Below are 14,083 nucleotides of genomic sequence, written 5' to 3' on the forward strand. Positions count from 1 at the left end.
ATGAAAGCTCTGCTCGATCTATTCAAGCAAGTCCAACAGGAAGAAGTTTTTGACGCGATCAAGATCGGTCTGGCCTCGCCGGACAAGATCCGTTCGTGGTCGTTCGGTGAAGTCAAGAAGCCGGAGACCATCAACTACCGCACGTTCAAGCCGGAGCGGGATGGTCTGTTCTGCGCGAAGATTTTCGGTCCGATCAAGGACTACGAATGCCTTTGCGGCAAGTACAAGCGCCTGAAGCACCGTGGCGTGATCTGCGAGAAGTGCGGCGTCGAAGTGACGCTCGCCAAGGTGCGTCGCGAACGCATGGGCCACATCGAACTGGCCTCGCCTGTCGCGCACATCTGGTTCCTGAAGTCGCTGCCGTCGCGTCTGGGCATGGTGCTCGACATGACGCTGCGCGACATCGAGCGCGTGCTGTACTTCGAAGCATATGTGGTGATCGATCCGGGCATGACGCCGCTGAAAGCGCGGCAGATCATGACGGAAGAGGATTACTACAACAAGGTCGAAGAGTACGGTGACGAATTCCGCGCTGAAATGGGCGCGGAAGGCGTGCGCGAACTGCTGCGCGCGATCAACATCGACGAACAGGTCGAAACGCTGCGTTCGGAGCTGAAGAACACGGGTTCGGAAGCGAAGATCAAGAAGTACGCGAAGCGCCTGAAGGTGCTCGAGGCCTTCCAGCGTTCGGGCATCAAGCCCGAGTGGATGATTCTCGAAGTGCTGCCCGTGCTGCCGCCGGAACTGCGTCCGCTGGTTCCGCTGGACGGCGGCCGCTTCGCGACGTCCGACCTGAACGACCTGTATCGCCGCGTGATCAACCGTAACAACCGGTTGAAGCGTCTGCTCGAACTGAAGGCGCCTGAAATCATCGTCCGCAACGAAAAGCGGATGCTGCAGGAAGCCGTCGATTCGCTGCTCGACAACGGCCGTCGCGGCAAGGCGATGACGGGCGCGAACAAGCGTCCGCTGAAGTCGCTCGCCGACATGATCAAGGGTAAGGGCGGTCGCTTCCGTCAGAACCTGCTGGGCAAGCGCGTCGATTACTCGGGCCGTTCGGTCATCGTGGTCGGCCCGACGCTGAAGCTGCACCAGTGCGGTCTGCCGAAGCTGATGGCGCTCGAACTGTTCAAGCCGTTCATCTTCAACAAGCTGGAAGTGATGGGTGTCGCTACCACCATCAAGGCTGCGAAGAAGGAAGTCGAGAACCAGACGCCGGTGGTGTGGGACATCCTCGAAGAGGTGATCCGCGAGCATCCCGTCATGCTGAACCGTGCGCCGACGCTGCACCGTCTTGGCATTCAGGCTTTCGAGCCGGTGCTGATCGAAGGTAAGGCTATCCAGCTGCACCCGCTCGTCTGCGCGGCGTTCAACGCCGACTTCGACGGCGACCAGATGGCTGTTCACGTTCCGCTGTCGCTGGAAGCGCAGATGGAAGCGCGCACGCTGATGCTGGCGTCGAACAACGTGCTGTTCCCGGCTAACGGCGATCCGTCGATCGTGCCGTCGCAGGATATCGTGCTCGGCCTGTACTATGCGACGCGCGAAGCGATCAACGGCAAGGGCGAGGGCATGACGTTCACGGGCGTGTCGGAAGTGCTGCGCGCCTACGAGAACAAGGAAGTCGAACTGGCCTCGCGCGTCAACGTGCGGATCACGGAAATGGTCCACAACGAAGACAAGTCGGAAGGCGCGCCGGCGTTCGTGCCGAAGATCTCGCTGTACGCGACGACGGTTGGCCGTTCGATCCTGTCGGAGATTCTGCCGCCGGGTCTGCCGTTCTCGGTGCTGAACAAGCCGCTGAAGAAGAAGGAAATTTCGCGTCTGATCAACACGGCATTCCGCAAGTGCGGTCTGCGCGAAACGGTGATCTTCGCCGACCAGCTGATGCAGTCGGGCTTCCGCCTGGCAACGCGCGCCGGTATCTCCATCTGCGTCGACGACATGCTCGTGCCGCCGCAGAAGGAAACGATCGTCGGCGACGCCGCGAAGAAGGTGAAGGAATACGACCGCCAGTACATGTCGGGTCTCGTCACCGCGCAGGAACGCTACAACAACGTGGTCGACATCTGGTCGGCAACGTCGGAAGCGGTCGGCAAGGCGATGATGGAGCAGCTCGCCACGGAACCCGTGGTCGATCGCGACGGCAACGAAACGCGTCAGGAATCGTTCAACTCGATCTACATGATGGCCGACTCGGGCGCGCGGGGTTCCGCGGTCCAGATCCGTCAGTTGGCGGGGATGCGCGGACTGATGGCGAAGCCGGACGGCTCGATTATCGAAACGCCGATTACCGCGAACTTCCGCGAAGGTCTGAACGTGTTGCAGTACTTCATCTCGACCCACGGTGCACGTAAGGGTCTGGCTGATACGGCACTGAAGACGGCGAACTCGGGTTATCTGACGCGTCGTCTGGTCGACGTCACGCAGGATCTCGTGGTGGTCGAGGACGATTGCGGCACGTCGAACGGTGTGGCGATGAAGGCCCTCGTGGAAGGTGGTGAAGTCGTCGAAGCGCTGCGCGACCGTATTCTCGGCCGTGTCGCGGTGGCTGACGTCGTCAATCCGGAAACGCAGGAAACGCTGTACGAAGCGGGCTCGCTGCTTGACGAAGATTCGGTCGAAGAGATCGAGCGTCTGGGCATCGACGAAGTGCGCGTGCGCACGCCGCTCACCTGCGAAACGCGTTACGGTCTGTGCGCGTCGTGCTATGGCCGCGATCTGGGCCGTGGCTCGCTGGTGAACGTCGGTGAAGCAGTGGGCGTGATCGCTGCTCAGTCGATCGGTGAGCCGGGCACGCAGCTGACCATGCGTACGTTCCACATCGGTGGCGCGGCATCGCGTGCAGCAGTGGCGTCGTCGGTCGAAGCGAAGTCGAACGGTACGGTGCGCTTCACGGCGACGATGCGTTACGTGACCAATGCGAAGGGCGAGCAGATCGTCATCTCGCGTTCGGGCGAAGCGCTGATCACGGACGATCACGGCCGCGAGCGCGAGCGTCACAAGGTGCCGTACGGCGCGACGCTGCTGCAACTCGACGGTGCGCAGATCAAGGCAGGTACGCAGCTGGCCACGTGGGATCCGCTGACGCGTCCGATCATCACCGAGTGGGGCGGTACGGTGAAGTTCGAAAACGTCGAGGAAGGCGTGACGGTCGCGAAGCAGATCGACGACGTGACGGGCCTGTCGACGCTCGTCGTGATCGACGTGAAGCGCCGCGGTTCGCAGGCTTCGAAGAGCGTGCGTCCGCAGGTCAAGCTGCTCGACGCGAACGGCGAAGAAGTCAAGATCCCGAACTCGGAGCACTCGGTTCAGATCGGCTTCCAGGTCGGCGCTCTGATCACCGTGAAGGACGGTCAGCAGGTTCAGGTGGGTGAAGTGCTCGCACGTATCCCGACTGAAGCGCAGAAGACGCGTGACATTACGGGTGGTCTGCCGCGTGTGGCGGAACTGTTCGAAGCACGTTCGCCGAAGGACGCAGGTATCCTGGCGGAAGTCACGGGTACGACGTCGTTCGGTAAGGACACGAAGGGCAAGCAGCGTCTCGTTATCACGGACCTCGAGGGCAATCAGCACGAGTTCCTCATCGCGAAGGAAAAGCAGGTTCTGGTGCACGATGGTCAGGTCGTCAACAAGGGCGAAATGATCGTCGACGGACCGGCGGATCCGCACGACATCCTGCGTCTGCAGGGTATCGAAGCGCTGTCGCGTTACATCGTGGACGAAGTGCAGGACGTGTACCGTCTGCAGGGCGTGAAGATCAACGACAAGCACATCGAAGTGATCGTGCGTCAGATGCTGCGTCGTGTGCAGATCACGGACAACGGCGATACGCGCTTCATCCCGGGCGAACAGGTCGAGCGGTCGGACATGCTCGACGAGAACGACCGTATGAACGCGGAAGACAAGCGTCCGGCAACGTACGAGAACATCCTGCTGGGTATTACGAAGGCGTCGCTGTCGACGGATTCGTTTATCTCGGCGGCATCGTTCCAGGAAACGACGCGGGTGCTGACGGAAGCCGCGATCATGGGCAAGCGCGACGATCTGCGTGGCCTGAAGGAAAACGTGATCGTCGGCCGTCTGATTCCGGCCGGTACGGGTCTCGCGTTCCACAAGGCGCGCAAGACCAAGGAAATGGCGGATCGCGAGCGTTTCGACCAGATCGCTGCAGAAGAGGCCTTCGAGTTCGGTACGCCGGAAAGCCCGGCCGCCGAGCAAACGCCGCATACCAACGAGTAAGCGGGCTGGCGGCGCAAGCCGCTATCTCACACGCGTAGTTGGCAAAACCGCCCGGTTTCGACCGGGCGGTTTTTTTTCGCCTGCGTTTTTCTTATGCCATTTGGACTCTGCCGGATGACCAGTTGCGCGACAAACACCAGGCGAAACGCGATTGGGTTGGTAAAATTCGGGTCACCCGTTCCGCGCTCTATTTCTCTCTCCACTCTCCTTCATGTCCCGTCCCCTCCAGATCCTCAACGAAGTATTCGGTTATCCCGCGTTTAGAGGGCAGCAGGGCGAAATCGTCGAACATGTCTCGGGCGGCGGCGACTGTCTGGTGCTGATGCCGACGGGCGGCGGCAAGTCGCTCTGCTATCAGATTCCATCGCTCGTGCGGCGCGAGGCGGGCTTGGGCGCTGGCATCGTCGTATCGCCATTGATTGCATTGATGCAGGATCAGGTGGCGGCGCTGACGGAAGTCGGCGTCCGCGCGGCGTATCTGAACTCGACCCTGTCGGGCGCCGATGCCGCTGCGACGGAACGCGCGCTGCGAGAGGGCGAAATCGATCTGCTGTACGTGGCGCCGGAGCGTCTGATGACGCCGCGTTTTCTCGATCTGCTCGAACGCACGCGCATTGGTCTCTTCGCAATCGACGAAGCGCATTGCGTGTCGCAATGGGGGCACGATTTCCGGCCCGAGTACATTCAGCTTTCCGTCCTGCACGAGCGGTTTCCATCCGTGCCGCGCATCGCGCTCACCGCGACGGCCGATGCCATCACACGCGATGAAATCGTTCACCGGCTCGCACTCGACGACGCGCGCGTGTTCGTGTCGAGCTTCGATCGGCCGAACATCCGCTATCGGATCGTCGAAAAGGACAACGCGCGCTCGCAGTTGCTCGATTTCATCCGCGCCGAACACTCGCGTCAGGATGGCACGACCGACGCCGGTGTCGTCTATTGCCTGTCGCGCCGGAAAGTCGAAGAGACGGCCGAGTGGCTGAAGGCGCAGGGCGTGCGCGCGCTGCCGTATCACGCGGGGATGGAATTCGAGGTGCGCCAGAAGCACCAGGAAATTTTCCAGCGCGAGGAAGGCATCGTGATGTGCGCGACGATTGCGTTCGGCATGGGTATCGACAAGCCGGACGTGCGCTTCGTCGCGCATCTGGATTTGCCGAAGAGCGTCGAAGGCTATTACCAGGAGACAGGGCGCGCCGGGCGCGACGGTCTGCCGGCGAACGCGTGGATGACGTACGGGCTCGGTGATGTCGTGCAGCAGCGCAAGATGATCGACGAATCCGAAGCCGACGATGCGCACAAGCGGGTGCAGACAGGCAAGCTCGACGCATTGCTCGGCCTGTGCGAAACGGCTTCGTGCCGCCGCGTTCGCTTGCTAGCCTACTTCGGCGAAGAGGGTAAGCCGTGCGGCAATTGCGATACGTGTCTGGAGCCGCCGGCCTCATGGGACGCGACGCGCGAATCCCAAATGGCGCTCTCGTGCGCGTTTCGCGCGCAACGCGCGAGCGGATTCAACTTCGGCGCAGGACATCTGATCGATATTCTTCGCGGCAACCGCAACGAGAAGATTCTGCAGCGTGGCCACGAAAAGCTGAGTACGTTCGGAATCGGCGCGGCGCTGTCCGAGCACGAATGGCGCGCGGTCTTTCGCCAGTTGGTCGCATTCGGATTTCTCACCGTCGACCACGAGGGCTTTGGCTCGCTTGTGCTCACAGAATCCAGCAAGCCCGTCCTGAAGGGTGAGCAGACTGTGACCATGCGCCGTTATGTGAAGCCCGTTCGGACGCGCCAGTCGTCGGGCCGCACAAGCGAGCGAGCCGACCCGACGGCGGGCATGAATGCACGCGAGCGGGCGCGCTGGGACCGGTTGCGCAGCTGGCGGACCGAGACCGCGAAGAGCGATGGCGTGCCGGCCTACGTCATTTTCCACGACGCGACACTCGCGGAAATCGCACGGAATTGTCCGGAATCGCTGGACGATCTGCGGCACATTCCAGGCATGGGCGCACGCAAGCTCGACCGGTTCGGCGACGAACTGCTCGAAGTCGTGGCCGCAGATTGACGTCCAACGCCCCGCCGACGCCTTCGGATCCACGCAACCTGTTGACTCGCTTAGGATTTTCGGAATATGATGCTAGGTTCCGGTTCTTGGCAGGGGGGCGCGCGGCGCAAGCTCGTCGCGAGTCGTCGTTTATAGCCTGTCGGGCTGGAACTCAGCAGTAGTCAGAAACGCGTTCGTTTTTGCTTTGCCCAGAAACGAATACGTCGATTTTGTTCAATTTCAGGAATAAACAATGCCAACCATCAATCAACTGGTTCGCAAAGGCCGCACGTCGGAAACGACGAAGAGCAAGTCGCCGGCCCTGCAGGACTGCCCCCAGCGTCGCGGCGTGTGCACCCGTGTGTACACCACGACGCCGAAGAAGCCGAACTCGGCGCTCCGTAAGGTCGCCAAGGTTCGTCTGACGAACGGCTTCGAAGTCATTTCGTACATCGGTGGTGAAGGCCACAACCTGCAAGAGCACTCGGTCGTGCTGATCCGCGGCGGCCGTGTGAAGGACTTGCCGGGTGTGCGTTACCACATGGTTCGTGGCTCGCTGGATACCCAGGGCGTCAAGGATCGTAAGCAGGCTCGCTCGAAGTACGGTGCGAAGCGTGCCAAGGCTGGCAAGTAAGCAGCCGGTCAGCAGTAACAGGTCGCTCGCAAGAGCGGTTTAGCGGTGGTGCCGGATGGCCGGTGCTGTCGAGTAAGTGGTCACCCGACCAGGCTGGTAAGTCGTCATGGATGAATCGGGTTAGTTGGTGGCCGCGGAGCAGAAAACTGCTCCAACTGAAAAGTTAAAGGAAGAAACATGCCGCGTCGTCGCGAAGTTCCCAAGCGGGAAGTGTTGCCGGATCCGAAGTTCGGTAACGTTGATGTAGCAAAATTCATGAACGTGCTGATGCTCTCCGGCAAGAAGTCGGTCGCCGAGCGCATCGTGTACGGCGCTTTTGAGCAGATCCAGACCAAGGGTGGCAAGGACCCGCTGGAAGTGTTCACGGTAGCGCTCAACAACGTCAAGCCGGTGGTCGAAGTGAAGAGCCGCCGCGTTGGTGGTGCGAACTATCAGGTTCCGGTCGAAGTGCGTCCGTCGCGTCGTATGGCATTGGCGATGCGTTGGTTGCGCGAAGCCGCGAAGAAGCGCAGCGAGAAGTCGATGGCTCTGCGTCTCGCTGGTGAATTGTCGGAAGCGGCTGAAGGCCGCGGTGGCGCAATGAAGAAGCGCGACGAAGTTCACCGGATGGCAGAAGCCAACAAGGCGTTCTCGCATTTCCGTTTCTAAGCATCCCGTCCCTGGGCTGGCAGTAAAGCGGAAAGAAATTCCGGGCGGGTGCGCTTCTAAAGCGCCTCGCCCGTTTGTGTTAGGGCGCGATGGACTGGTTTCCATCGTGTCATCCCAATAGAGGATCAAAGTGGCTCGCAAGACTCCTATCGAGCGCTACCGCAACATCGGTATTAGCGCTCACATCGACGCCGGCAAGACGACGACGACCGAGCGCATCCTGTTCTATACCGGCGTGAACCACAAGATCGGTGAAGTGCACGACGGCGCTGCAACCATGGACTGGATGGAGCAGGAACAGGAACGTGGTATCACGATCACGTCCGCTGCTACCACGGCGTTCTGGAAGGGCATGGCAGGCGACCGCGCCGAGCACCGCATCAACATCATCGACACCCCGGGTCACGTCGACTTCACGATTGAAGTCGAGCGCTCGATGCGCGTGCTCGACGGTGCGTGCATGGTCTACTGCGCAGTGGGCGGCGTGCAGCCGCAGTCGGAAACGGTGTGGCGCCAGGCTAACAAGTACAAGGTGCCCCGTCTCGCGTTCATCAACAAGATGGACCGTACCGGCGCGAACTTCTTCAAGGTCTACGACCAGCTCAAGCTGCGTCTGAAGGCGAACCCGGTTCCCGTCGTCGTGCCGATCGGCGCGGAAGAGAACTTCACGGGCGTCGTCGATCTGATGAAGATGAAGGCGATCATTTGGGACGAAGCGTCCCAGGGCACCAAGTTCTCGTACGAAGACATCCCGGCAGAACTCGTCGACACGTGCAACGAATGGCGTGAAAAGATGATCGAAGCTGCGGCTGAGTCGAGCGAAGACCTGATGAACAAGTACCTCGAGTCGGGCGAACTGACCGAAGCGGAAATCATCAAGGGTCTGCGCGACCGTACGATCGCTTGCGAAATCCAGCCGATGCTGTGCGGTACCGCGTTCAAGAACAAGGGCGTGCAGCGCATGCTCGACGCCGTGCTCGACTTCCTGCCCTCGCCGGTCGACATTCCCCCGGTCACGGGCGAACTCGAAAACGGTGAAAAGGCTGAGCGCCGCGCATCGGACGACGAAAAGTTCTCGGCACTCGCGTTCAAGATCATGACGGACCCGTTCGTCGGTCAGCTGATCTTCTTCCGCGTGTACTCGGGCGTCGTCAATTCGGGCGATACGGTGCTGAACGCGACGAAGGACAAGAAGGAACGTCTGGGTCGTATTCTGCAGATGCACGCTAACCAGCGTGAAGAAATCAAGGAAGTGCGCGCTGGCGACATCGCGGCTGCCGTTGGCCTGAAGGAAGCGACGACGGGCGACACGCTGTGCGACCCGCAGAACCCGATCGTTCTGGAACGCATGGTGTTCCCGGAGCCAGTGATTTCGCAGGCCGTCGAGCCGAAGACGAAGGCCGACCAGGAAAAGATGGGCATGGCGTTGAACCGTCTGGCTCAGGAAGATCCGTCGTTCCGCGTTCAAACGGACGAAGAATCGGGCCAAACCATCATTTCGGGCATGGGCGAACTCCACCTCGAAATTCTGGTCGACCGGATGAAGCGCGAGTTCAACGTCGAGGCAACGGTTGGCAAGCCGCAGGTTGCGTATCGCGAAACGATCCGTAGCACGGCAGCCGACGTCGACGGCAAGTTCGTCAAGCAGTCGGGCGGCCGCGGCCAGTACGGTCACGCTGTCATTACGCTCGAGCCGAACGAGCAGGGCAAGGGCTACGAGTTCCTCGACGAGATCAAGGGTGGTGTGATTCCGCGTGAATACATCCCGGCGGTCGACAAGGGTATCCAGGAAACGCTGAAGGCCGGCGTGCTGGCAGGCTTCCCGGTCGTCGACGTCAAGGTTCACCTGACGTTCGGTTCGTACCACGACGTTGACTCGAACGAAAATGCGTTCCGCATGGCCGGTTCGATGGCGTTCAAGGAAGCAATGCGCAAGGCGAGCCCGGTGATCCTCGAGCCGATGATGGCTGTGGAAGTCGAAACGCCTGAAGACTACATGGGCAACGTGATGGGCGACCTGTCGGGCCGTCGCGGTATCGTCCAGGGCATGGAAGACATGGTGGGCGGCGGCAAGATCGTCCGCGCTGAAGTGCCGCTGTCGGAGATGTTTGGCTACTCGACGTCGCTGCGCTCGCTGACGCAAGGCCGCGCAACGTACACGATGGAATTCAAGCACTACGCAGAAGCGCCGCGTAACGTGTCGGAAGCGATCATCAACGCGAAGTCGAAGTAAGACCTCGCATAGTCATTCATCGAACAACTTTTTTGAAAGAAGAGAAACATGGCTAAAGGTAAATTCGAACGGACCAAGCCGCACGTGAACGTCGGCACGATCGGTCACGTTGACCACGGCAAGACCACGCTGACGGCAGCGATCACGACGGTGCTGACCGCGAAGTTCGGCGGCGAGGCAAAGGCCTACGACCAGATCGACGCGGCGCCGGAAGAAAAGGCACGTGGCATCACGATCAACACGGCACACGTCGAGTACGAAACGGCCAACCGCCACTACGCACACGTCGACTGCCCGGGCCACGCTGACTATGTGAAGAACATGATCACGGGCGCGGCGCAGATGGACGGCGCAATCCTGGTGTGCTCGGCCGCAGACGGCCCGATGCCGCAAACGCGTGAGCACATCCTGCTGGCGCGTCAGGTTGGCGTTCCGTACATCATCGTGTTCCTGAACAAGTGCGACATGGTCGACGACGCTGAGCTGCTCGAGCTGGTCGAAATGGAAGTGCGCGAACTGCTGTCGAAGTACGACTTCCCGGGCGACGACACGCCGATCATCAAGGGTTCGGCGAAGCTGGCACTCGAAGGCGACAAGGGCGAGCTGGGCGAAGTGGCGATCATGAACCTGGCCGACGCGCTGGACACGTACATCCCGACGCCGGAGCGCGCAGTTGACGGTGCGTTCCTGATGCCGGTGGAAGACGTGTTCTCGATCTCGGGTCGTGGCACGGTGGTGACGGGTCGCGTCGAGCGCGGCATCGTCAAGGTCGGCGAAGAAATCGAAATCGTCGGTATCAAGCCGACGGTGAAGACGACGTGCACGGGCGTGGAAATGTTCCGCAAGCTGCTCGACCAGGGTCAGGCAGGCGACAACGTCGGTATCCTGCTGCGCGGCACGAAGCGTGAAGACGTGGAGCGTGGTCAGGTGCTGGCGAAGCCGGGTTCGATCACGCCGCACACGCACTTCACGGCTGAAGTGTACGTGCTGAGCAAGGACGAAGGCGGCCGCCACACGCCGTTCTTCAACAACTACCGTCCGCAGTTCTACTTCCGTACGACGGACGTGACGGGCTCGATCGAGCTGCCGAAGGACAAGGAAATGGTGATGCCGGGCGACAACGTGTCGATCACGGTGAAGCTGATCGCTCCGATCGCCATGGAAGAAGGTCTGCGCTTCGCTATCCGCGAAGGTGGCCGTACCGTCGGCGCCGGTGTTGTTGCCAAGATCATCGAGTAAAATCGAGGATTGATGTAGCAGTATGCAGTGCCCGGGTCTGGGCACTCGCCCTCCGCGAGCGCCTGGACCTACGTTCTTTTATTCATCGGCGGTGCAATATCGCCTCGCTCTTTCCAAGGAATTCGTCATGCAGAACCAGAAAATCCGCATTCGCCTGAAGGCTTTCGACTATCGTCTGATCGATCAATCGGCAGCTGAAATCGTCGACACGGCAAAGCGGACTGGCGCAATCGTCCGCGGCCCGGTGCCTCTGCCGACCCGCATCCAGCGTTTCGACATCCTGCGTTCGCCGCACGTCAACAAGACGTCGCGCGATCAGCTCGAAATCCGCACGCACCAACGCCTGATGGACATCGTCGATCCGACGGACAAGACCGTCGACGCACTGATGAAGCTGGACCTGCCGGCTGGCGTGGACGTCGAAATCAAGCTGCAGTAAAGGTTTCGAGCGGCATCCAACTATCGGATGCCGCTAAGTCTTTGATTGCTTGCAGAAAACGAAAAGCCTCGCTATAATGCTAGGCTTTTCGCGCATTTGCGTAAAAAAGTCGTTGCGCTTCAACGTTGAAGTGCGCGGCATTTTGTAAATTAGCCCCGACCAATCGCAGTCGGGAATGGAGAAAACGATGAGCCTTGGACTCGTAGGTCGCAAGGTTGGCATGACCCGTATCTTCACGGCTGAAGGGGATTCGATTCCCGTCACCGTGCTGGACGTGTCCGACAACCGCGTGACGCAGATCAAGACTGTTGAAACCGACGGCTACACGGCCGTTCAGGTTGCCTTCGGTACGCGCCGTGCATCGCGTGTGACGAAGCCGCTGGCAGGTCATCTCGCCAAAGCCGGTGTTGAAGCCGGTGAAATCCTCAAGGAATTCCAAATCGACGCCGCCAAGGCTGCCGAGTTGTCGAGCGGCGCCGTGATCGGTGTGGATCTCTTCGAAGTGGGCCAGAAGGTCGACGTGCAAGGCACCTCGATCGGTAAGGGCTACGCCGGTACCATCAAGCGTTACAACTTCGCTTCGGGCCGTGCATCGCACGGTAACTCGCGTTCGCACAACGTGCCGGGTTCGATCGGTATGGCGCAGGATCCGGGTCGTGTTTTCCCGGGTAAGCGCATGACGGGTCACATGGGTGACGAGACTGTCACCGTGCAGAACCTTGAAATCGCACGTATCGACGCAGACCGCAAGCTGCTGCTCGTCAAGGGTGCTGTTCCCGGCGCGAAGGGCGGCAAGGTTTTCGTGACGCCGGCAGTGAAGACGCGTGCCGTGAAAGGAGCGAAATAATGGAACTTAAGCTCCTGAATGCCAATGGTCAGGAAGGCGCAGCAGTCAACGCGTCGGACGTCGTGTTCGGCCGTGACTACAACGAAGCCCTGATCCACCAGATCGTCGTCGCTTACCAGGCGAACGCACGTAGCGGCAACCGCGCTCAGAAGGACCGCGAGCAGGTCAAGCACACCACGAAGAAGCCGTGGCGCCAGAAGGGTACGGGCCGTGCTCGTGCCGGTATGTCGTCGAGCCCGCTGTGGCGTGGCGGTGGTCGCATCTTCCCGAATTCGCCGGAAGAAAATTTCTCGCACAAGGTCAACAAGAAGATGCATCGCGCAGGTCTCTGCTCGATCTTCTCGCAGTTGGCCCGCGAAGGCCGCATCGCAGTTGTCGACGAGCTCACGCTCGAAGCACCGAAGACGAAGCTGCTGGCCGAAAAGTTCAAGGCAATGGGTCTCGATTCCGTGCTGGTCATCACCGACACGGTTGACGAAAACCTGTACCTCGCGTCGCGCAATCTGGCCCACGTGGCCGTTGTCGAGCCGCGTTACGCCGACCCGCTGTCGCTGATCTACTTCAAGAAAGTGCTGATCACGAAGGCTGCGGTCGCCCAGATCGAGGAGTTGCTGTCATGAGCGAAGTTCGCAAAAACGATCATCGTTTGATGCAAGTTCTGCTCGCGCCGGTGATCTCCGAAAAGGCGACGCTGGTGGCTGACAAGAACGAGCAAGTCGTGTTCGAAGTTGCGCCGGACGCTACGAAGCAGGAAGTGAAGGCTGCTGTCGAGTTGCTGTTCAAGGTGGAAGTCAATTCCGTCAACGTGCTCGTCCAGAAGGGCAAAGCAAAGCGCTTTGGCCGTTTCATGGGCAAGCGCAAGGACGTGAAGAAGGCGTACGTCTGCCTGAAGCCCGGCCAGGAAATCAACTTTGAAGCGGAGGCCAAGTAATCATGGCAATCGTGAAAGTTAAGCCGACTTCGCCGGGTCGCCGCGCGATGGTCAAGGTGGTCAACAAGGATCTGCACAAGGGCAAGCCGTACGCACCGCTGCTCGACACGCAGAGCTCGACCGCCGGCCGTAACAACAACGGCCACATCACCACACGCCACAAGGGCGGTGGTCATAAGCAGCACTATCGTATCGTCGACTTCCGTCGCACGAAGGATGGCATTCCGGCAAAGGTTGAACGCCTGGAATACGATCCGAACCGTAGCGCGAACATCGCGCTGGTCGTGTACGCAGATGGCGAGCGTCGCTACATCATCGCTCCGAAGGGCATGACGGTTGGCCAGCAACTGATGTCGGGTTCGGAAGCTCCGATCCGCGCAGGCAACACGCTGCCGATCCGCAACATCCCGGTCGGTACGACGATTCACTGCATCGAAATGCTGCCGGGCAAGGGCGCGCAAATGGCGCGTTCGGCTGGTACGTCGGCGATGCTGCTGGCTCGTGAAGGTACGTACGCGCAGGTTCGTCTGCGTTCGGGCGAAATCCGCCGCGTTCACATCGAGTGCCGCGCGACGATCGGTGAAGTGGGCAACGAAGAGCATAGCCTCCGTCAAATCGGTAAGGCTGGCGCGAACCGCTGGCGCGGTATCCGCCCGACGGTGCGCGGCGTTGCAATGAACCCGGTCGATCACCCGCACGGTGGTGGTGAAGGCAAGACGGCTGCAGGTCGCGACCCGGTGAGCCCGTGGGGCACGCCGACGAAGGGTTATCGCACCCGTAGCAACAAGCGCACGACGAGCATGATCGTCCAGCGCCGTCACAAGCGTTAAGG

11 protein-coding genes are annotated in these 14,083 nt (G+C 60.6%); all 11 read left to right on the plus strand.

All coding sequences use genetic code 11. The features are described from left to right. On the plus strand, positions 1-4,242 hold the full coding sequence (gene rpoC / locus FRZ40_RS12470; protein WP_147234268.1) for a DNA-directed RNA polymerase subunit beta': 4,242 nt from the start codon (positions 1-3) through the stop codon (positions 4,240-4,242). Positions 4,243-4,453: 211 nt separating this feature from the next. Continuing rightward, positions 4,454-6,301, plus strand: a complete 1,848-nt coding sequence (recQ, locus tag FRZ40_RS12475; protein WP_147234269.1) for a DNA helicase RecQ — start codon at positions 4,454-4,456, stop codon at positions 6,299-6,301. A gap of 232 nt (positions 6,302-6,533) precedes the next feature. Next, positions 6,534-6,914, plus strand: coding sequence for a 30S ribosomal protein S12 (gene rpsL, locus FRZ40_RS12480; RefSeq protein ID WP_006053290.1), 381 nt, complete (start codon positions 6,534-6,536; stop codon positions 6,912-6,914). A 177-nt stretch (positions 6,915-7,091) separates the two neighbouring features. Next, on the plus strand, positions 7,092-7,562 hold the full coding sequence (gene rpsG / locus FRZ40_RS12485; protein WP_006053291.1) for a 30S ribosomal protein S7: 471 nt from the start codon (positions 7,092-7,094) through the stop codon (positions 7,560-7,562). 130 nt (positions 7,563-7,692) lie between these two features. Continuing rightward, positions 7,693-9,795 carry an elongation factor G gene (fusA, locus tag FRZ40_RS12490; protein ID WP_028371384.1) on the plus strand — a complete coding sequence of 701 codons (2,103 nt, stop codon included), beginning with the start codon at positions 7,693-7,695 and terminating at the stop codon, positions 9,793-9,795. Positions 9,796-9,843: 48 nt separating this feature from the next. Then, on the plus strand, positions 9,844-11,034 hold the full coding sequence (tuf, locus tag FRZ40_RS12495; RefSeq protein ID WP_028371383.1) for an elongation factor Tu: 1,191 nt from the start codon (positions 9,844-9,846) through the stop codon (positions 11,032-11,034). Between the two features lie 127 nt (positions 11,035-11,161). Further along, on the plus strand, positions 11,162-11,473 hold the full coding sequence (gene rpsJ / locus FRZ40_RS12500; RefSeq protein WP_006998489.1) for a 30S ribosomal protein S10: 312 nt from the start codon (positions 11,162-11,164) through the stop codon (positions 11,471-11,473). Positions 11,474-11,660: 187 nt separating this feature from the next. Then, positions 11,661-12,320 carry a 50S ribosomal protein L3 gene (rplC, locus tag FRZ40_RS12505; RefSeq protein WP_028367650.1) on the plus strand — a complete coding sequence of 220 codons (660 nt, stop codon included), beginning with the start codon at positions 11,661-11,663 and terminating at the stop codon, positions 12,318-12,320. Continuing rightward, positions 12,320-12,940 carry a 50S ribosomal protein L4 gene (gene rplD, locus FRZ40_RS12510; protein WP_007730523.1) on the plus strand — a complete coding sequence of 207 codons (621 nt, stop codon included), beginning with the start codon at positions 12,320-12,322 and terminating at the stop codon, positions 12,938-12,940. The genes rplC and rplD overlap by 1 nt, the downstream gene beginning before the upstream one ends. Further along, the gene (rplW, locus tag FRZ40_RS12515; protein WP_007730525.1) at positions 12,937-13,251 is read left to right on the plus strand and encodes a 50S ribosomal protein L23; all 315 of its coding nucleotides are present in this window, start codon (positions 12,937-12,939) and stop codon (positions 13,249-13,251) included. The genes rplD and rplW overlap by 4 nt, the downstream gene beginning before the upstream one ends. 2 nt (positions 13,252-13,253) lie before the next feature. Then, on the plus strand, positions 13,254-14,081 hold the full coding sequence (rplB, locus tag FRZ40_RS12520) for a 50S ribosomal protein L2 (RefSeq protein ID WP_147234270.1): 828 nt from the start codon (positions 13,254-13,256) through the stop codon (positions 14,079-14,081). The last annotated feature ends 2 nt before the right edge of the window (positions 14,082-14,083 follow it).

Source organism: Paraburkholderia azotifigens (genome assembly GCF_007995085.1).
In the GTDB taxonomy this organism is placed as follows: Bacteria; Pseudomonadota; Gammaproteobacteria; order Burkholderiales; family Burkholderiaceae; genus Paraburkholderia; species Paraburkholderia azotifigens.